This is a genomic window from Anaerospora hongkongensis (genome assembly GCF_004339805.1).
In the GTDB taxonomy this organism is placed as follows: Bacteria; Bacillota; Negativicutes; order Sporomusales; family DSM-15969; genus Anaerospora; species Anaerospora hongkongensis.
The window spans coordinates 184,250-203,751 of the sequence record NZ_SLUI01000002.1; the positions used below are offsets into that span (position 1 = coordinate 184,250).

Sequence of the window (19,502 nt, forward strand, 5' to 3'; positions counted from 1 at the left end):
TTAGCGATAGCTAATTCCGGCCCTTTATTTTATCTTATTTTTTTAGTTTAGCAGCAATTCCAGCAACATATTTCCCTTGGAAGCGCGCACCTGCCAGTTCATTTTCACTGGGCTGCCGCTGCCCCTGTCCACCGGCTATAGTTGTTGCACCATAGGGCGATCCGCCTGTCATTTCATCAATGGTGGACTGGCCCGGATAAGTGTAGGGCAAGCCGGCAATCAGCATCCCGTGATGCAAGAGTGTTATATGAAAACTGAGTAAAGTAGATTCTTGCCCGCCATGCTGGGTGGCAGTGCTTGCAAATACACTTCCTACTTTACCAACAAGTGCTCCTTTAGCCCATAATTGGCCGGTCGCATCCAAAAATTGTCTCATCTGACCGCACATATTGCCAAAGCGGGTAGGCGTACCAAAGATAATTGCATCCGCCGAAACTAACTCTTCCACTGTGCAGACAGGGATGTGAGCAAACGCCTTTTGCGCTTCAACTGCTCCCATTTTTTCCAGTACTTCCACAGGCAGCGTCTCCGGAACCCGGCGCAGAATTGCTTCAGCTCCAGCTTCTTCCCGCACACCTGCAGCAATCGCTTCCGCCATCTGATGAACATGTCCATACATGGAATAATAGACAACCAACACTTTCATAACTTACACCCTCCTTACAGCTGAGATATGTACAAATACATTATCCTTTCTATTCTACTGATAACCATTTTTTCCCTCCTCAAAGTAATTAATATAAACTATATTTACACTCACTATGCCTGCTAAGCTCCTTATATATTTCTAGAACGCCTCTATTGATTTCACTCACATTTGTTCGCGCCACGCTAACACGTATGCCTTTTTTATAATACCGCTCATTAAGAAAGCACTCAGCACCAGGGGTAACTAAAATCCCTCTCCTTTTTAAATTCTCCACAAACTGTATCTCATTTATATAATTAGGCAGCATCAGATAGCAATAAAAACCACTCTCGCCACCTACCCATGCTGCACCATATTTTGCAGCATCTGCAAAATGTGTTTTTAGGCATTCAAGCCTCAAAGCTAATTCTTTTTTAATAGATGCAACATGCTTATGTAATAAATTGCTGCGTATATAGATTTCTAAAGTTGACTGCGATACCAGAGACGGAGAAAAATAAGAGTTGTAGTAGGAACAGCGCACTTGTTCAGTAAATAGTGGTAATAGATGCGTCGGAATGACACTTATGCCGATCCTAATCCAGGGTATTATCTTAATAAAACTTTTTAAGTAGATATGATGTTTAAAATCTCCATAAGAGTAAATAGGATCTCCATAATCACCTAATAGGACATCCCCAAAATAATCATCCTCAACAATGTATACATCATATTTTTCTGCTAATTGTGCAATGGCTTTACGCTGCTCCTTAGAATAGCAAGTACCTAGTGGGTTATGGCTGTTCGGTACTGTGTAAAAAAATTTAATTTTTTCTTTTTTGAAGATATCTTCAAGAAGATTTATATCAATTCCGGCTTGCTCTCGCGGGATACCCAGAATTTTGGCACCATTGCTTTTCAGATAATTACTATAATATCTGTATGTAGGTTGCTCAATCAAGATAACGTCCTTTTTGTTTGGGAAAGACATGTTATGTAATATATTAAGAGCTTGCTGGACGCCAAGATTAACAAAGATATTCTCAGGAGTAGTGAACACTTGAAAATCCGCCAGGTATTTGGGCAGCAATTTTCTTAAAGAAGGGACACCATATAGTTCATGCCAATCAGAGCTATTGGTATTGCATATGTCAATGGCCCTATCAAGACAATGTTTCAGATCAGGCGTAAAAACGTTCCCCAGTAATGGATTCCCACGTGAAAAGTCAATTACCGCAGCGCTCGGTTGCTCTACCTTGAAACGCTGCTCCAAAATATAGCACCCACTTTGAGGAATAGAATAAACTAAGTGTTTGCTCTTTAAAATATGATAGGCATTCACCGCTGTGTTTTTACTAACCTGGTAGGTGGCACATACTTCACGAATAGACGGCAACCTTTCCCGCGATCGAAATTTGCCTTCCCGAATCTCTCTCTCGATATCATCAGCAATTTTCTCGTATGCTGGCTTCATCACATTCAACCCCTAAACTGTATCGATACAGTTTCACTATAACACAATTGTTGGTTAACAGCCTCAACGTTATAATAGATTTAATTTAAATATACAGCTTAGAGGAGGTAAGCACGAGTGCATAATCAACAATTCCTGCTTAATACATCTCATATAATTATCGATGGTCTATTTGATAGTGTCCCGATACTCCTTTCCTTTATCGTCATTTCTTTGGGAGCTGGTGAAAAAGAAACCGGTATTATTATCTCTCTTGCTGTTATGGGAAGCACGCTTCTAGGGCTATCGACACTATTATTTTCCCGGTATTTAGGTTTGTTACGCACCCTAAGTGTAATAATCTTATTATATGGCATTGGTTTTTTTACTAGTGCCTTTTCAAAAAATATTTATCTCACAGGTTTTTGCTTTATCATAGCAGTTGCAGGTTATTGCGTGTTCCATAACATTGCATTTGCGTATCTTACAACGAACTCTGACCGCCGCTCCCTAGGAAGAAATATGGGCAATTTCACAGCTATTGGTGATATAGGTAGAATTCCATTTGCTTCACTTGCTGCTTTTATTGCTGCTTTTTCTACGTTCGGCCTTTCAGGATGGCAGATAGTGTGTTTAGCATATGGCTTAGGAGCGATATTATTTGCAGGCTATATATTTTTTTCTTCAAAAAAAGTGAAGATGACAAACTATCCTGAGGCTTTGCCAGCAGATGGACCAGCACGGCATTTCCCTTGTTTTTCGCTTCTACGCAAGCGCCAATATGCCTTGCCAATAGGTGCAAATATACTTGATGCTTTGGGCAGCGATCAAATATTTACATTTTTGCCATACCTAATCTTCGCAAAAGGTATTGATGCCAAAATCATTGCTAGTTTTGCCCTTGCTTTCACATTAGGTTGTATCCTTGGGAAAGTAGCATGCGGGCGGATGGTTGATCTATTTGGCACACGAAAAGTGTTTATCTTATCGGAGATTTTTATGGCATTACTGCTTGTAGTTCTTGTTTTAGGAGACCAACTGTTTATCATCATTGGAGCATCACTTTTACTTGGTATCGTAACCAAAGGAACCATCCCTGTTATTCAGACTATTATTACAGAGCCTGTTAAGGACAAACACAACTACGATGATGTTATTTCAATTAGCACCTTTTCTCGAGGAACTACCAATATGGTTACTCCTCTCTTCTTTGGTTTCATTGCTTCTTTATTCGGGATAAACTGGATTTATAGCATCATGGCTATTGCCGTCGTATGTGCAATTATACCTGTTCTCATAATGGATACGCCCGCTGCGAGACCGCTGGTTAAAAACATATAAACAACCCATATGCTGCATATAGAACAAAAAACCAGCACAATTGCTGGCTTTTGTTCTAATAATGTTGTACCCGCTTACTCTTTCACCAGGATTTTCGTAACCTCGGCGATATACAGAGTATGATGATCTTTATCGGGATAACATTGGTCATTCAGTTCTGTGGCAATGAAACACTCGGGCTGGTATTTCTGCGCATACAGTTTCTTGCAGAGAATAGCAATTTTTGCTTCGGAAAAATAGGGAACGCCGTCTATATGTTCAATATGCAGCCCGGTTTTGCCGATTTTATCTTCGTCTCTGCCCGATTTTGCCCCAAGATAACCCAAGGCTTTTTTAAAGCTGTCATCAAAAAACGTCAAGGAAAAGGTATCCGAGTTATCAATAAATTCTTTCGTATACCGTTGAGGGCGAATGGCAATATAGGCAACATTTTTTCCCCACATAACTCCAAGACCGCCCCAGGAAGCCGTCATGGTATTAGCCTTGCCATCCTTTTCGGCAGTAATGAGCATCCACTCTTCACCTATCAATTTAAAAGGACTATACACAAACTCTTGCGGCTGAATTTCTTTAAAATTAGCCATGATTCAATCGCCCCCTGCTTTATGCTATAACTCACTTTATGTACAAATAATAATATAAATTCCTCCCTGCGTACAGTATGCACTTTTTTGAATGTTACTTACTGAAATGATAGTAAGGGAGCTTAACGCCCCCTTACACTACTCTTCGATAAATTGTACAAGCTCTTTATTAAATTTATCCCGCTCGTCATAAAAAACCCCGTGACCACTGTATTTAAACGGGATTAGCTTTGAGTTCCGGATGCCGCGGTGTTGCGCGATTGCCAACGGGAAAAGGCAGACTTTATCATGAATGCCATGCAGAATCAGCGTAGGAATCCGGATTCTTGCGAGATCCTCAAACAGTTCTTCCTGCAGCCAGGCTTCAGCAACTGCACTTGTAGACCAGCCGGCCGCCTGTAAGCCCATTTGGAAAAACCAATCAGCGAAAGGTTCGGTAATATGCTGAAAGAAAAACATATTACCAAAGCCTTGCAGCATATTCGGACGGTCATTTAGCGTATCGTGAATAATTTTTTCTACATCTTCGCGCTTTAAGCCATGGGGAAAATAAGGACGTTCTATCAGGCTGGGAGCTGCCGCCGCAAATAACGCCAGCTTGGATACGCCATAGGCATTATGGCGTGCCACATACCGGACAGCAATTGCCCCGCCTGTTGAGTGACCGCCAAGTGTAACATCCTCTAAGCCAAGTGCCTCCATAACACAGCGGATATCGTCCGCCTGCTGATTATAGTCATAGCCGTCCCATGGCTTATCCGAGTTACCGAAGCCTCTGAGATCAATTCCGATACAACGATAGCCCAGCCGGGGAAGCTGATCAAACTGATATTCAAACATCCTATGATTTGCCGGCCAGCCGTGGATAAATACAATTGTTTTGCAGCCGCCGGGGTTCAGATCCTCTACATAAAGTTTTACGTCCGGTCCTACAGGAATATAATAGCCCATGTCAAATCACTCCATTTGCAAAGTTCTTCTCATGGTAATATATTCAAACCGGAAGTAAAATGCGCTAAGTTAATTTTTTATGTGACCTTGCCGCTATCTTTTTCGCATGCCAGTGAGATGCTCAATGCTGATTCGAATAACGGTACAATTATCCTTAAACGCCTCAATAACTTTCATGCCTTTTTCCTGAAAATCAGGACTATATTTCTTTACTAATTCCGTTAGCATTGCAATTTTTTCCTGTTCACCTGCCACATTAGCCTTACCAAAAACGATCACACTTTCGTATTTTGCCGTAAAAGATCCCGGTACTATTTCTAAATAGCCGATGACCGTGAAACACACGTTACTGTTAGCAGCTATGTTGTCCAGCTTATGGCCCTCAAGACCACAATGCAGATAAATTGCATTATCCAAGACAATATAGTTTAATGGTACACCATAAGGTAAGCCCTCTTTATCCGAGGTTGAAAGAACTCCATATTCACCCTGTTCCAGCATCTGCATAGCTGCAGCCCTTGTTACCTGCTTGTTAGCATCACGGGCGTTCCTCATCATTGCCTCCTAAAAGCTTAAAAAATTTTAACCTGCAACACTACTAAATTATTGGGGCCTCTATTTTGAAATCCATGCCCTTCACCTCTTGGCGACAGAATAATGTCTTTTTCCTCCAAACCAAATTCCTGTCCATTGATGGTAAGGACTCCGCTCCCTTCTACGATGTAAAAGACTTCGTCCATATCGGGATGGATATGCTCAGGTGTATTTTGTCCGGGAGCATATAGCAATAGCCCTACATCCAATTTACTGCCTTCATGGCCAATGGCCTTGCGCACCGATTTTTGCAGTGAGAATTCCAATAAGGAATCGGCATTAATTTTTTTCATAACTATTCCCTCCTTTTATTTCTTGTTAGATTTTTCCTAACTCTGTAATTTTTGCAAGTTCTCTTCTGATAACCGGCGGAAAAAATGTTGCAATCGGTACTGCTAAGCATATAGCAATCATCCAGTTTCTCAGCCAATGCTGCAGGAAATCCTGCAATCCATTATTCGCCAGAGTCAAAACAGCCGATATAATGAAGGATGTTAAACTTCCCATTATCATACCGAATAATAGTGTTATATATTTACCATTTATACGCATTTCAATCACCTCTCTTAAATTTCGCAGCAAGTTGGCGCATTGCCTAGCACTGCATTTGTTACTATAATAGGTAAGAAAGTTGCCGTCCGCAAGAAGGCACTATTTTGTTCGGTACCAACCATATGGTAACTATTATTGATTTTACTGGGGGATCACCATGGAAGAAATAAAAATATGCCCAATAGAAACAGCTGTGAATCTGATTGGGCACAAGTGGAAAGTTCTCATTTTGCGCAACTTGCTTTCGGCTGATCAGCAGCGGTTTCGTGATCTTCAGCGCGGAATAACTGGCATTAGTCAAAAAATGCTGACACAGCAGCTTCGTCAAATGGAACAGGATGGTTTAATTACACGGAAAATTTATGCCGAGGTGCCGCCCAAAGTTGAATATTCTTTAACGGAACTGGGATGGAGCCTGCAGCCAATTTTAGACTCGATTAGCAGCTGGGGTAAAAATTATTTAGAAAAGCAAGGAAAAGATTTGACAAATATCATTGACGACTAATTTTTTTACAGAAAAAAGGGCTGCCGCCTTAGGTTTCAAACCTAGGGAAGCAGCCCTTTCTCAATTATTCAGCGAACTCGATGCTTGCCATGATCCCATAAAATAAACAATAGGAGCAGGCTGGCAAAAAGCAAATTCAGTAAGGTAATAAAGGTTTGTTCTGTAATGCCCAGGATTGCTTGAATATGCTGGCCAATAAAAACAAAAAACACAAACGTCGGAAGGTATGCCAGGTAATACAAAAAGCAAACTCCCAAGACAAGGCCGATCAGCTTCTTCATATTCATCCCTCCAGCAGTTCTGTCCTCTACTACCATAATATGATTTTTCTGATTATTTTGTCAACACTTTCAAAAAAACAAACAAAAAAGCTGCCTCTTTTAAAAAGGCAGCTCGCAGTTTTAAAATTTGATAATACCTATTGAACTTAAAAATACAATAATGAGCAGAATAGGGGTAACATAGCGGACAAGGAAGAAGTATCCTTTTACCAGCCCCGCAATTTTAAGCTGCCCGTGATTGGATAATTCGGTCACTACCTCTTCCTGCTTGATTGAATATCCCATCAGCAGTGCAATGAACAGCCCGCCTAGCGGCAATAATATATTGGACGAAATGTAATCAAAAAGATCAAAAAAGCCTAAGCCAAAAATAGTAATATGCCCCAGAACACTGGCTTTATCAACCGACAGTGTAGCTAGTATCCCCACAGCAAACATAACGCTGGAGGTTACAATAGCCGCACTTTTGCGGGACATGCCCTTTTCTTCCGACAAATAGGCAACAGGAACTTCCACCAGTGACAGCATGGCCGTAGTAGCAGCAATTGCAGTTAAAAAGAAAAAGGCAATTAACAGAATAGTACCGAAAGGCATCTGGGAAAAAACGAGGGGAATGGTCATAAACAATAAGCCCGGACCGGCAGTGGGTTCCATCCCAAAGGAGAATACGGTAGGGAATATCGCAAGACCGGCCAGCATCGATACCAGCGTATCAGAAAAGGCTACTTTAATAGCAGTCTTAAACATATTGTTATCCTGCGTAAAATAACTGCCGTAAGTCATCATCGTACCCATACCAAGCGATAATTTGAAGAAAGCGAGTCCCAAGGCTGCCAAAATGGCTGCAGCAGACAGCTGCCCAAAATCAACATGAAACAAAAAGTAAATTCCTTCACTCGCTCCCGGTAAAGTCAAGGCGCGAATATCACAAATAATGATTAAAACAAACAATAAGGGCATTAGTGTCTTCGTAATCTTTTCAATTCCCTGCTTAACGCCCATTGCTAAAATGGCAGTAACGACTGCCAGTACAATGAACTGCCACACAATCGGTGATAAAGGCCCCATAATAACACTGCCAAACTGTGCCTTGGCGGTCTCCATGGTTACATTGGCAAAATCACCGAGTAGCGCTTTAAATAGATAAAAGTAAACCCACCCGGCCACACAGCTGTAGAAGAACATAATCAGGCAAGATGCGCCGACGCCCATAATACCAATATTTTTCCACTGCGTGCCTGGTTTAAGCTGCTCTAGAGCACCAACAGCATTTTTTCGTGTTTTGCGTCCGATATAAAATTCACTCAACATAATAGGCAGGCCGACAAATAAAATACACAAAAAATAAACCAATAGGAAAGCTCCGCCGCCATTTTGACCTGTCAGGTAAGGAAATTTCCAGATATTTCCCAGCCCAACTGCCGATCCCAGTGTCGCAAAAAATACTGCTAACCCGGAAGAAAAAGTCTCTCTTTTTTTACTTGTTGACAAACAATCCCACTCCCACTTTTAGATAGAATTTTTTAGAAAAGCCATGTCGTTTGCCATTAGAAAGTTATAACTTTTCTAATAAGGCGAAATAAACATACTTTACTATCATACCATGTTTTTGAGCCAAGAGCTTACTTTTCTTTTGCCAAACAAAAAAATACTTTATCTAGCACGAAAAATGCAAACCATCCTGTCAGAACAGTACGGTTTGCATTTGCTTCAGTGATTCGCCTGCTTTGCTAGACACCGTTTCGCGTCCTACTTTACCGGTCAATATCGGTGAGGAAGATTCGTGATACCGCATGTTTGCACGGACCCTGTCGAAGTTACTTGTGGCATAACAATAGATGCAGCCATGCGAACAACAGTCATAAGCACCAATATCGACGCTTTTCAGGCAATTACAGGCAGAGCGCTGATACTCATCTTTCAGTGGCTTGAGGCTGTAACCAGTAATTTCCTCAATCAGTTTCTGGTCAATGCAAGCCGCTTTTTTTATTGGATACAGGCTAAAATCAGCGCCTTCGCAGCAGGTTGCCAAGCTGAGCTGATACTCTTGCGCAATTTTGGCAAACCCCTGAGCAACCTTGTGCCTATCGGCCAGTAAAACCGGCTGCTTGACAATCCCCTGCATATTCCGCCTGATTTTGGGGTAAAGCTCAATAAAGCTAAATACACACTGTTCCGTATAGCTGCCAAGTGTGTTACACATGCTGCCAAACTTGTCCAGATGATAGTCTACCGAATACTCCTGATTGATGATGATAGGATCATACCGCCAAATAACCCGTCTGGGGCCGAGCAAACTGCTTAAGCGCCGGAATGTATCCATAATTACCGGCTTGTCCGGCAGATTTCGCTCTATCTGTTTCTCATAGGGCGTAATCGTAAATTGAAAGTAGTAAGGATAGTCCATAGCATCAATTAGGCCCAGCTTGCTAAGCATCGGCTGAGCGTTTTTTGTCCAAAAAACGATACAGTCAACACTTTCCCTGTCGAAGGTAATACGGGAGATATTCTTGGGATTATAGGGATTGCGTAAAAGAACACTCCCCGCTTTCAGCCGATTAATCAACCAGTCTGCATAAAAGGCAGGAATATCGGTTCGCCTGCTTGCACTAATTATCATAGTTGTCCTTCCCATTTCCTGCCGTTTTTCTATACTCCTGCGGCGTAAAGCCTATGTGTTTTTTAAAAAAATGATAAAAAGTCGACACACTGCCAAAACCGCATTGCAACGCAATCTGCAAAATAGCCTTGTCAGTTTCGCGGAGCAGTTGAGCCGCCTTTGCCGTTCGCAGTTGGTTGCTGTATTCCACCGGTGTTACATGATAATGGGTGTGGAATAACGCAATCAAATGATTACGACTAATGCCCAGCGCTTTGATTTTAGCAGCAAGCATCAAACGATCATCATAACAGGTATCCAAAATCCGCTTCACATTCTGCGCTGCTTCCAAGCCAGGATTAAACTCAATTAAATCAGGGCGGCATCTTTTGCAGGGACGCAGTCCATAATCATAAGCTTGTTGAATAGCATCAAAAAACAGGATATTATTCCGCAGCGGCACTTTTGATTTGCACGAAGGCCGGCAAAAAATTCCCGTTGTTTTTACTCCATACCAAAACAGATGATCGTATCGGGAATCGCTGCATACTACTGCATTCCATTTTTCCTCTTCTGTCAACATGCCCAGCCCTCCCTTGCTTAAGTTCCTCCCTTTATTGTAGCAAAGCTTGCCAGACCTGTCTTATGCTATTTCACTTTCTAAATGCAAAAAAGCGACCGTTTCTGGCCGCTTGTTAATGGTTAGTCTTTTACCATGCTGACGATTGTACCGACTTGTACTTTGTCAAATAGTTCCTCAATATCTTGATTATGCATTCTGATACAGCCGCCGGAAACCTCGCCTTCGACAGGGCCATTCCATGACCCATGGAGACAGGTCTTATCACTGGATAGAACCATCCGGCGAGAGCCAAAATCCAGGTCTATCTGCTCAGGTTTTGCGAACACCAGCTTTTCCAGTACTTGATAAACGCCCGGTGGCGTTGGTGTTGCTGCCCGGCCAATACCTATCGGGTATTCTTTTTGTAATTGATTATTCTCAAAATAATAAAGCCGGTATGTTGTAAGATTGACAACGATTTGATTTTTCATCCGTTCAATTTCCTTTATTCTCTTTGACTACTATACCCTTGGCACAAAAATCTTCAAACGTATCACAGAAAGTAAGCCTGCCATATTCACGACGATTATCAATGTATTGAGGAATACCTGCCTTGCGCAGCGTATCGCTGAAGATAACATAATCATAGCGGGCAGTATTGTCAATATAGCTGGCTACATCGAGAATTTCACGGCGAACCAGGTAAGTACAATGAATGACTTCTACCTGAATCAGGCCCTTAATTCTCTGATGGAAAATATCAAAGTATAACTCTGCATATTGATAATAGCCATATTCATTTACATGAAAATGATAGTTAGAATAATAGCTGTCAGCATTGTCGCAATTTTTTAGAAAAGGTCCGATAACAGGCATCCCGGTTTTAAGGAGTACTTCTAAGGTATCGGGGGCAATAAAATTATCGCAGTCAACAACAAAATAATGAGTATCTCTGGCGCGGGCCCATTCAATTGATTCCTGGCGCAGGCGCTTAAGTACAGTCAGCTTCAAATCATTCCAGTCATGCGGCGAATAGAGCTGCACCTGTTCATCAACATCACTGGAGGAGTAATAAATTTCCGAATACCGGTCTTTAACCTTCTCGATCCACTGTTCCAGTACCTTTGCAGTATTGTCATTATTATTATTTGTCCGAATATAAAGCTTGATTTTGGAAGCAGGATAGGTCTGGTTCTCAATTAGATCAAGGTAGAACGGTAAAACATGTGCTTTATCTTTGGCCAAAATGGCAATTGTAACAAAATCGTCAGCACTCATTTGATCCCAGCACTCCTTTTATTCTGTTCAATTCTCTTCTCTAATGCGGGCCAGATCAGCATCTACCATCATTTCAACTAATTGGTTCAGGTTGACTTTTGCTTCCCAGCCCAAGACCCTTTTGGCTTTAGCCGGATTGCCAAGCAAGATGTCGACTTCAGCGGGACGGTAGAATTTAGGATCAATTACCACATAATCTTCATAATTAAGACCCACATATTCAAAAGCAATTTTGCACATATCTCTGAGAGTTGTTGTTTTACCGGTAGCGACAACATAATCATCCGGACGATCCTGCTGCAGCATTAACCACATCGCCTCGACATAGTCACCCGCAAAGCCCCAGTCCCGTTTTGCATCCAAATTGCCTAACCGCAACTCTTTTTCTTTGCCTAGCTTAATCCTGGCTACGCCGTCAGTAACCTTTCTGGTTACAAATTCAATTCCCCGTATTGGCGATTCATGATTAAAAAGAATACCGCTGCAGGCAAACATGTTAAAGCTTTCCCGATAGTTTACGGTCATCCAGTGACCGAATAATTTTGCCACTCCATAAGGACTACGGGGATGGAAAGGCGTTGTTTCCGATTGTATCGGTTCATGTATCAGGCCAAACATCTCACTGCTGGAAGCCTGATAAAATTTGATTGACGGATCTGTTTGCCGAATTGCTTCCAACACATTTAATACACCGATCCCAGTAGACTGAGATGTTAAAATAGCCTGCTGCCAGGACGTTCCGACAAAGCTCTGTGCCCCTAAATTATAGACTTCACAAGGATTAGCCGCTTTTATCGCCCTAATAATGGACGCTACATCTGTTAAATCACCATTAATCAGTTCGATTTCCTCTTCCACGCTCAAATATTGCAGCCGCCATGTAGTTGCTGTTGCCCGCCGCGCAATTAAGCCATATACTTTATACCCTTTCTGCAGCAGCAGCTTAGCCAAATATGCGCCGTCCTGACCAGTAATGCCGGTTATTAAAGCAGATTTCATCCAACCACCTCCACAAGCCTACTCTACAAAACGAATCCGATGCTCCCTACTCGTAAGCCAGATGTCATATTGTATGCAGGCATGTGTCAAGTGGTGACAATCACCAATATATACCAGAAAGGGCAATAAAAGCCTCCGGCTATTTCCGCAGGCTTTGAGTCTTAACTAATGTGCACTTTGTCTCCCAGACGCCGGGCAAGCAGCTCCCAGCCCTGTTGGTCTTCCCTGGCCATTGCACCTTGAATGGCAAAAATCGGATATTGCTCCACCAGTCTAGCGTAATATTCAACCATTTCCTTTGTTGTACAAATAAAACCTTCGCCAGGGAAATTATATTCTCCATTTTCATAGTAATCGGAAGCTGCTACCTCAACGGCCAAAGCGATTTGCTCGCCCGCTTTATACCCTGCTTTTTGCACAGCCCCTACTATAACCGCTAACCCCTCTTCATTTGAAACCAAATTCGGCGTAAAACCACCATCACCATCAATGCAGGCACTGCGTCCCAGGTTATTTAAAATTTGTTCCACAGTATGGTAAACTTCCGTACACATTTGATGCGACTCAGCTGCTGTCAATTGACCTATAGGCACAATCATAAACCTGCAGAAGTCAAGAGTATTGGAAGCTTTTTTTCCTCCGCTGAAGATATTAACTGCCCCATCCATGCTTTGAACTTACCTCCTTAGCCTGCATTTTATCCTGCTTATCTCCAAATTAATAGTAGGAAGCAGATGTATGAAACTGTTTAATATGATACCATTATACTAACGATTATTTTGTGTTTCATGAACAATGTTGTTAAAATATAGCACAAAATTGTACTGGAGGCTGATTGCCATAAAGATGGCGATTGATAAAAATGGCCGTAAGTGTGATTTTAATATTAATAAAGATTTTCCGGTAGACATTCATCGCAGTGAACATTACCGTCAAGGAACGGCTTTTGAATGCCACTGGCATGAGAACTTCGAAATCCTTTATTTTGAACAAGGTGAGGCTTTGATCCATTGCAACTCCCGTCCCATTCATGTTGGCCCGGGGGAACTGATTGTCATTAACAGCAATGATCTTCATTATGGGGAGAGCTTATCCAATCAGCTGGTATATTATGTGATTGAGTTTAACCTTTCCTTTCTGCACAGCAATCAGCTTGACTTATGCCAGACAAAGTATGTCACACCTTTGGTAAACAACCGGATTCTTTTTCGCAACCAAATTGATCATAATGATGAATTGCTTAGCGAAATCCGTTATCTAATTGCTGAGTATTACCGTCAGGACTTAGGTTATGAGCTTGCCGTAAAAGCCTATATCTATCGCATCCTTGTCCTGCTGCTTCGCTTGTATGGCGAAAAAACTATCAGTGAAACGGAAAAAGAGCGTCAGCGCCGAACGCTTGACCGCCTCAATCCCATCCTGGAGTATATAGAGTATCATTATACCGAGCAGCTCAGTCTTGGCCGCTTGGCACAAATGGCAGCAATGAGTCCTCACTATTTTTGCCGTCTTTTTAAAACCCTAACAGGTAAGTCACCTACCGAATACATTAACCATCTTCGTTTAAACAAAGCAACCCTTTTACTACGGGAAACCGATCTTACCATTACTGAAATAGCAGTTGCCGTCGGCTTCAATGACAGCAATTATTTCAGCCGCCTTTTTAAAAAATATAAACAAGTGGCACCTTCACAGCTGCTGAAATAGGCAGGTTAAAACAGAAGAGCAACAAGAACTTAAACATTCTTGTTGCTCTTTTTTTAGCTCTCGTAACAAACCGACGCAGCGGCCGCCACTACATTTCCCACATAAGCTGAAACCTCCTGATGCACTGGATGAATCAAATACGTATCAAAATCAGCCATAGAAGCAAACCCGGTGATCAGCATTAAATCGTAAGAAGACGCTCCATGCCGAATATCTGTCTCTACTCGTATTTTACGAAGGACTTCAATCCGCCCCTCCATACTTAGCAGTATGCCCTTAGTCTGGGCTATGCTGGCAGTTGTTCGGTCCTGCAACTTTAACAGCAAATGATTAATAATCAATTTTTACGCCTCCTCACTCTCCATGCAGGGTAATGCATAATGCTGAAATCTTCCCAGCAGCAATAACAAAATCAAAATCAAGCGGAACCGGACTGCCGTCAAAGTTTCCAAAAACCTGGGCAGTAACGATATACCGGCTGCCCTCCGACTGCACGCCAATGACGTCCAGTCTGTCATCATATTGGGCATGGGTCCTTTCCAGCCAGCTTTTGATCGCTGCCGTTCCGCGCAATGTTTGACCTTCATCCTCCACAATAGCATCCTCTGTCAGACAAGCCAACATTGCCTCTACTTGAAAATCGTTCTTAGCCCGAACAAAATCTGCGATAATCGAAGGTAATTTTATAGACATGTTAACAGCTCCTTACTAGTATCTATTCGACACAACCTAATCATACAAAAAGAAATATGACAACAGCATGTCATATTTCTTTTACGGTTCATAGAGTGCTAGCGCGTGACGGAGCCGGTTTGTAATCAAATTCCTGATGTGTGTCGGTTCGATTACCTCTACCAGACTGCCAAAGGATAGAATATAGCTGTAAAGCCATTCCCCTTCAGGCAGGGCAGCTTCCAAGACGCAGCTTCCGTCCGGCCCGGAGGTAATAGCATTTTCCTCAAAATAATCGTATAGGCGGCTTAGGGCCTTGGCCTGAAATTGCAGCTTTACTTTGATCAGAGACTGTTGTGAAACTTCTGCAGCCTCGGGGTTTTCTATCTTTTTCCGCCCTGCAAACTGTTCATCCGTCACTTCCAGATTTTTTACCCGGGAAATACGGAAGGTTCTGCTTTCCCGCCGAAGCCTGCAATAGGCAGACAAATACCAGGAATTCCCTTTAAAGAGCAGCTTTTCCGGTTCTGCCAAACGAATGCTTTTCTGACCGTTACCATTTACATAAACAAACCGGATAACCTTGCGCTGCAGCATTGCCCTTTTTATCTCGGTAAACTTATTTTGCTCCTCAGGCAGGCTGCCCCAGGGTGAAAAATCCACTTCCACCCAGTCATGCTCAGGTATTTTCTTGAATAGGGCACTGATTTTTTCCAGTGCAGTATCCACACCCGGGTATTGTGTTGCCTGCAGTGTTTTAATGGCAAGCAGCAAGCTTTCACTTTCAGCCTCAGAAATCAATGTACGGTTAAGGGCATAACTCTCCAGCAAAGCAATTCCGCCGCCCTTGCCTTTATTCATATACACCGGCACTCCTGCTGTAGAAAGAACGTCTACGTCCCGGTAAATTGTTCTTGTTGATACCTGAAAACGTTCGGCCAGTTCTTTGGCCGTTACCGTTTGCCTGTTCAATAAAATTGTTGTAATTTCATATAAGCGATTTATTTTCATTTCCCACCAAAATTACTTTTATTATTGGGATATAATAGAAGAACCAGCTCGTATAGCAATACCGAATAGGAGAGTGCGCAAAAATGGCTTACTGGCTTGCCAAAACCGAACCTGAAAGTTACAGTTATACTGATCTTGAGAAATTAGGCCGCGACCGCTGGAATGGTGTAAAAAACTTTGCTGCCTTAAAGCATATTAGTAAGATGGTACCAGGTGATTTGGTTTTTATTTATCATACCGGTAAGGAAAAGGCTATTATTGGCGTCGCTGAGGTCGTATCCCCCGCCTACCAGGATCCTAATGAAACTGACGAGAGGTTCATCTTGACAGATGTTGAACCGCGCTACCGGTTAACCAGACCGGTAACCCTGAAGGAAATAAAAACAAATCCTGTATTTCAGGAATGGGAACTCGTCCGCCTGTCACGTCTTTCTGTCATGCCTGTTATCCCTGAGCATTGGCAGCTGATTCATGCTATGGCAAAACAATAATAGGAAGAAAAAGGACAACCTCTACCCTGCGTATCGAAGGTTGTCCTTTCTTATCTTGCAGAATTAGAACCGGATAGTTTTGGCGACACCTTGCCGGTTATAAAAGACGGCTTCAGCCTCTTCAATATAAAACAACTCAAAGCTAGGATCGTCAACACTGTATAGATTGCTAAGGAACGGAGCAGCAGCTAATGCTGCCTGCTTGGTTTCCTTGGTAGAATGAAAAACAGCTTTGCCCTTTAACCGCAGCCATTCATGTTCCTTGGACGTTGTCGATATTTCAAAATAAGGATTTTGTGTCAGCTGCTGATATACTTTCTTTTTATTACTGGTGCAAAAATACAGTTTTCCCTGATAATCCATTGCAAAGCCAAAAGGCCGCACTTTCGGTATAGTCCCCTCTACAGTTGCCAGATAAAAAGTCGGGTTTTCACTAAGAAATTGCAAAACTTCTTTCATTATAAATCTACCTTCTTTCCCTTTTTATGTTATTATGATGCTGCCGAAGAATAATATGCTCCCTACTTCCGGCTGAATAACAATGTTTCCCGGGCTGTATTGTCCCCGAATACCAAAGCTTAAACCGGCATAGCCTGCAAGCAGAACCGAATAATAAAGGTCGTGCCATCACTGCCAGTCTTAACACTAATTTTCGCGCCATGCCGTTCGGCTATCCGGTAGCACACAGGCAGCCCCAGCCCGGTTCCTTCTTCTTTCGTCGTAACAAAGGGCATTCCCAGTTTTGCCAGTACTTCTTCCTGAATTCCTGGTCCCTTGTCTTCAACGGAAAGAATCAGCCATTTGCCACGAGTATACGTACGAATTGTCACCAGTCCCTCTTGCTGCATCGCTTCCAGACCGTTTCTCACCAGGTTCAAAATCAACTGGCGGATTTCATTTTCGTCAAAGTTACTGTCCGGTATAGAATCCAGCTCGATGCCAATCTCATGCCCCCGGCGCAGGGCATCGGCCTGCAATAGCGGATATAAGGCATAAATAACCGTATTCAAATTGCCAACTTTCATATTGACCGCCTTATTTTTAGCCAGTGATAAAAATTCGGTTATGATGGAATTGGCCCGGTCCAGTTCTTCAATCATCGTATTGATTTGCTCTGCATGCTCGGCAAACTGCTGCTTTCTTTGAAACAGCTGTAGATATCCCCGCACGGTTGTCATCGGGTTACGCACTTCATGACCAATGCTGGCAGCCATATCACCTACTGAATCGAGACGGTCAATCCGGGCAATCTCCTGTAGAACTTTTTCCCGCTGCTGATGCTCCGTTTCCAGAGTATCGCGCAAACCGGCAATCTCCTCAATGAGAAATTGCAATTCAGGAAACTCACGCGTTAATTCTTCCTGCTGGTTGTGATTTTTGATATAAGCCGCCAGTCGTCTCAAGCCCCTGTACCACTTATTAAAGGCAAACCAAATCACCGCCAGTATGGCCATGTAAATAGCAGCTGTGTACAAAATCACCTGTGCCTGCACTACCTGCAGCTCAACCATAACATCCTCAGTTTTGGCAGAGGCCCAGGTATGTCCTACTACTTCGCCTTGATAGAAAATAGGATAGGCAATGTTAAGTATCGGCTTACCTCCCCAGCCGGTAGAGTTATTAAACCGGGAGTATTCTGGCTGCCTCGATGCGTATACTTTGAGTGACTCGTGACGTACTACCTTAATCAGACGGTTTTCATCAAACTCCGGCCCGATGGCTACAATCCTTTCTAATTGCTTGGAATATATACCAAAACCATAATCAGGATATTCCGCTGATAATTTCATTAATACTGGCTGGAGCCACTTATTGATAAGCAGGGCTTTTTCCTTTCCGCTAATAGCCATGTTATCAACAGTTGTTACTTGCTTGGTAAAGCTTTCCTTTTCAATATTCCGCTCTAATTCCGATGATATTCTGAGCAGCTGCAACTGCTTTTTATGAAGTAGTAAGTCTTCCTTTTCTTGTAAGAATAAATAGGTAGTTACTAAAGAGCATATTGTAGCAATTACCGTCAGGATAATGTATGTTTTTGCTGCGGTCCCCACCGAAAAGTACATTCATTAGCTCCTTATAAATACATATAAGCATAATAATTCTATTAATTCTTGCAAATGCTAAAAATCCCTTCCTTTTTTACCCATTTACAGCTAGGGCTGACACCTGTATGTCAATAAATAAAAAAACTTCTGTAAAAACAGCACAAACTTACCGCTATTTCTACAGAAGGTGTATATTTATTTACAATTTGCGCTGATAAAAACGGTTGTCTACTTTCATAACAGGGAATGCGGCTGGCAGTTCATGCTTCTCAATCTGCACGAAGTTATTTTTTTCATAGAAGCGGTGAGCAGCTAAAAACTTTTCGGTAGTTCCCAAATAAATTACTCCCATATCCTGTTGCTTTGCCCATATTAGCAGCTGCTGCAGCAACTGGTGACCCGTATTGTACCTGCTGCCTCTAAAAGCAGCTTTCACAAACATTTTTCGTAAAGCGCCTTGCCCATTACCAATATCCACTAACGCAATCGTGCCAATAACCTGATCATCATAAATCGCAAGCCAGAAATTGCCTTTCCCTTGTTGATAGAAGCCGGGAATATCACTTAAGTCTGGTTGATCTTCCCGGGTAATGGCAACATGAAATTCATCTTGCTGAATGCTCAGGATTAAAGCAATAATGTCCTCTTGATAGCTAGCTGCGTACTCGATTATCCGTATACCTTCCATCTATAATCCTCCGTATGATATGCCTATTTACCTGTTTTAAGCTGCTTCCAGTCCTGCTCAATATTCTCGCGCATTCGCTTCAGCAATACGTACACTGCTTCTTTTTCTTGTTCGTTAAAGCCGGCAAAACAGTTTTCAATATTGCGGTTTTCTTCCTCAATGATATAAGGATAGCTTGCTGTCGCTTTTGCGGCTGGATAAAGATGCCACATCCGCTTATCCTCTGCATTCCGTTCTTTCACAACATACTGTTCTTCAATTAACTTTTGAATTGCTTTTGTTGTCGTTGCTTTATCTACCTTAAGCACAGTAGAAAGCTCGACCAGGCTAATTCCGGGGTATTCACATATACGTGTCAAAAAAACAAACTGGCCTCGTTGCAGCTTCAGCTCGCGGAATTTAATATCACTAATGGATTGAATACAGCGGGCCAGCATACCAACTTCCCGCAGGACTTGATTTGTTAATTCCCTAATACCAATCCCTCCAAAATAATGATTGAAATTTCAACTATAATTAGCTTATCACATAAAAGTTGAAATTTCAACTAAATTTCCAAAA

26 protein-coding genes are annotated in these 19,502 nt (G+C 42.3%); 4 read left to right on the forward strand and 22 right to left on the reverse strand.

The window, feature by feature from the left end; all coding sequences use genetic code 11:
- Positions 1–34: 34 nt before the first annotated feature.
- Both wrbA and EV210_RS03360 read right to left on the reverse strand, forming a co-directional pair.
- A complete protein-coding gene (gene wrbA, locus EV210_RS03355; protein ID WP_132075568.1) occupies positions 35–646 on the reverse strand; it encodes an NAD(P)H:quinone oxidoreductase in 612 nt (203 codons plus the stop codon).
- An 88-nt stretch (positions 647–734) separates the two neighbouring features.
- Positions 735–2,102 (reverse strand): aminotransferase-like domain-containing protein, encoded by a 1,368-nt coding sequence (locus EV210_RS03360; RefSeq protein WP_132076343.1) that lies wholly within the window; start codon positions 2,100–2,102, stop codon positions 735–737.
- Positions 2,103–2,219: 117 nt separating this feature from the next.
- On the opposite strand from EV210_RS03360, the gene EV210_RS03365 reads away from it, so the two are divergent.
- Positions 2,220–3,422 (forward strand): MFS transporter, encoded by a 1,203-nt coding sequence (locus tag EV210_RS03365; RefSeq protein WP_132075571.1) that lies wholly within the window; start codon positions 2,220–2,222, stop codon positions 3,420–3,422.
- Between the two features lie 74 nt (positions 3,423–3,496).
- Here the strand turns inward: EV210_RS03365 and EV210_RS03370 are convergent, their stop codons facing one another.
- The 5 genes from EV210_RS03370 to EV210_RS03390 all read right to left on the reverse strand — a co-directional run bounded on the left by EV210_RS03370 (position 3,497) and on the right by EV210_RS03390 (position 6,103).
- Positions 3,497–4,006: a flavin reductase family protein gene (locus tag EV210_RS03370; RefSeq protein WP_132075574.1), complete on the reverse strand. Its 510-nt coding sequence runs from the start codon at positions 4,004–4,006 to the stop codon at positions 3,497–3,499.
- 138 nt (positions 4,007–4,144) lie between these two features.
- Complete coding sequence (locus EV210_RS03375) at positions 4,145–4,957, reverse strand: alpha/beta fold hydrolase (RefSeq protein WP_132075577.1); 813 nt, start codon at positions 4,955–4,957, stop codon at positions 4,145–4,147.
- A gap of 93 nt (positions 4,958–5,050) precedes the next feature.
- Positions 5,051–5,515 (reverse strand): pyridoxamine 5'-phosphate oxidase family protein, encoded by a 465-nt coding sequence (locus EV210_RS03380; protein ID WP_243650418.1) that lies wholly within the window; start codon positions 5,513–5,515, stop codon positions 5,051–5,053.
- 14 nt (positions 5,516–5,529) lie between these two features.
- Positions 5,530–5,844, reverse strand: coding sequence for a cupin domain-containing protein (locus EV210_RS03385; protein WP_132075579.1), 315 nt, complete (start codon positions 5,842–5,844; stop codon positions 5,530–5,532).
- 25 nt (positions 5,845–5,869) lie between these two features.
- Complete coding sequence (locus EV210_RS03390) at positions 5,870–6,103, reverse strand: DUF2798 domain-containing protein (protein WP_132075582.1); 234 nt, start codon at positions 6,101–6,103, stop codon at positions 5,870–5,872.
- A 157-nt stretch (positions 6,104–6,260) separates the two neighbouring features.
- Between EV210_RS03390 and EV210_RS03395 the strand changes: the two genes are divergently transcribed.
- Positions 6,261–6,608: a winged helix-turn-helix transcriptional regulator gene (locus EV210_RS03395; protein ID WP_132075585.1), complete on the forward strand. Its 348-nt coding sequence runs from the start codon at positions 6,261–6,263 to the stop codon at positions 6,606–6,608.
- 68 nt (positions 6,609–6,676) lie between these two features.
- Here EV210_RS03395 and EV210_RS03400 read toward each other — a convergent pair whose 3' ends face one another.
- From EV210_RS03400 to EV210_RS03435, 8 genes are all read right to left on the reverse strand, one after another.
- Positions 6,677–6,889, reverse strand: coding sequence for a hypothetical protein (locus EV210_RS03400; RefSeq protein WP_132075588.1), 213 nt, complete (start codon positions 6,887–6,889; stop codon positions 6,677–6,679).
- Positions 6,890–7,009: 120 nt separating this feature from the next.
- A complete protein-coding gene (locus EV210_RS03405) occupies positions 7,010–8,380 on the reverse strand; it encodes a sodium-dependent transporter (RefSeq protein ID WP_132075591.1) in 1,371 nt (456 codons plus the stop codon).
- Between the two features lie 193 nt (positions 8,381–8,573).
- Positions 8,574–9,509: a DUF1848 domain-containing protein gene (locus EV210_RS03410; protein ID WP_165898769.1), complete on the reverse strand. Its 936-nt coding sequence runs from the start codon at positions 9,507–9,509 to the stop codon at positions 8,574–8,576.
- On the reverse strand, positions 9,499–10,071 hold the full coding sequence (locus tag EV210_RS03415; protein ID WP_243650419.1) for a bifunctional transcriptional activator/DNA repair enzyme AdaA: 573 nt from the start codon (positions 10,069–10,071) through the stop codon (positions 9,499–9,501). The genes EV210_RS03410 and EV210_RS03415 overlap by 11 nt, the downstream gene beginning before the upstream one ends.
- 119 nt (positions 10,072–10,190) lie before the next feature.
- On the reverse strand, positions 10,191–10,541 hold the full coding sequence (locus tag EV210_RS03420) for a L,D-transpeptidase (RefSeq protein ID WP_132075600.1): 351 nt from the start codon (positions 10,539–10,541) through the stop codon (positions 10,191–10,193).
- Between the two features lie 4 nt (positions 10,542–10,545).
- Positions 10,546–11,328, reverse strand: coding sequence for a glycosyltransferase family 2 protein (locus EV210_RS03425; protein WP_132075603.1), 783 nt, complete (start codon positions 11,326–11,328; stop codon positions 10,546–10,548).
- 27 nt (positions 11,329–11,355) lie between these two features.
- Positions 11,356–12,327, reverse strand: coding sequence for a GDP-mannose 4,6-dehydratase (gene gmd, locus EV210_RS03430; protein ID WP_132075606.1), 972 nt, complete (start codon positions 12,325–12,327; stop codon positions 11,356–11,358).
- 161 nt (positions 12,328–12,488) lie between these two features.
- Positions 12,489–12,995, reverse strand: coding sequence for a phosphopyruvate hydratase family protein (locus EV210_RS03435; protein WP_132075609.1), 507 nt, complete (start codon positions 12,993–12,995; stop codon positions 12,489–12,491).
- A gap of 178 nt (positions 12,996–13,173) precedes the next feature.
- On the opposite strand from EV210_RS03435, the gene EV210_RS03440 reads away from it, so the two are divergent.
- Positions 13,174–14,034, forward strand: coding sequence for an AraC family transcriptional regulator (locus EV210_RS03440; RefSeq protein ID WP_165898770.1), 861 nt, complete (start codon positions 13,174–13,176; stop codon positions 14,032–14,034).
- 53 nt (positions 14,035–14,087) lie between these two features.
- On the opposite strand, the gene EV210_RS03445 is transcribed toward EV210_RS03440, so the two are convergent.
- The 3 genes from EV210_RS03445 to EV210_RS03455 all read right to left on the reverse strand — a co-directional run bounded on the left by EV210_RS03445 (position 14,088) and on the right by EV210_RS03455 (position 15,717).
- Entirely contained in the window at positions 14,088–14,375 is a 288-nt protein-coding gene (locus EV210_RS03445) for a Dabb family protein (RefSeq protein WP_132075614.1), read from the reverse strand.
- A 13-nt stretch (positions 14,376–14,388) separates the two neighbouring features.
- Entirely contained in the window at positions 14,389–14,727 is a 339-nt protein-coding gene (locus EV210_RS03450; protein ID WP_132075617.1) for a nuclear transport factor 2 family protein, read from the reverse strand.
- 81 nt (positions 14,728–14,808) lie between these two features.
- Positions 14,809–15,717, reverse strand: a complete 909-nt coding sequence (locus tag EV210_RS03455) for a helix-turn-helix transcriptional regulator (RefSeq protein WP_132075620.1) — start codon at positions 15,715–15,717, stop codon at positions 14,809–14,811.
- 83 nt (positions 15,718–15,800) lie between these two features.
- On the opposite strand from EV210_RS03455, the gene EV210_RS03460 reads away from it, so the two are divergent.
- The gene (locus tag EV210_RS03460) at positions 15,801–16,208 is read left to right on the forward strand and encodes an EVE domain-containing protein (protein WP_132075623.1); all 408 of its coding nucleotides are present in this window, start codon (positions 15,801–15,803) and stop codon (positions 16,206–16,208) included.
- Between the two features lie 63 nt (positions 16,209–16,271).
- On the opposite strand, the gene EV210_RS03465 is transcribed toward EV210_RS03460, so the two are convergent.
- From EV210_RS03465 to EV210_RS03480, 4 genes are all read right to left on the reverse strand, one after another.
- The gene (locus EV210_RS03465) at positions 16,272–16,667 is read right to left on the reverse strand and encodes a pyridoxamine 5'-phosphate oxidase family protein (RefSeq protein WP_132075626.1); all 396 of its coding nucleotides are present in this window, start codon (positions 16,665–16,667) and stop codon (positions 16,272–16,274) included.
- Between the two features lie 119 nt (positions 16,668–16,786).
- Entirely contained in the window at positions 16,787–18,271 is a 1,485-nt protein-coding gene (locus EV210_RS03470) for an ATP-binding protein (protein WP_132075629.1), read from the reverse strand.
- Between the two features lie 181 nt (positions 18,272–18,452).
- A complete protein-coding gene (locus EV210_RS03475; protein WP_132075632.1) occupies positions 18,453–18,941 on the reverse strand; it encodes a GNAT family N-acetyltransferase in 489 nt (162 codons plus the stop codon).
- Positions 18,942–18,964: 23 nt separating this feature from the next.
- Positions 18,965–19,378 (reverse strand): MarR family winged helix-turn-helix transcriptional regulator, encoded by a 414-nt coding sequence (locus EV210_RS03480; protein ID WP_132075635.1) that lies wholly within the window; start codon positions 19,376–19,378, stop codon positions 18,965–18,967.
- Between the last annotated feature and the right edge of the window lie 124 nt (positions 19,379–19,502).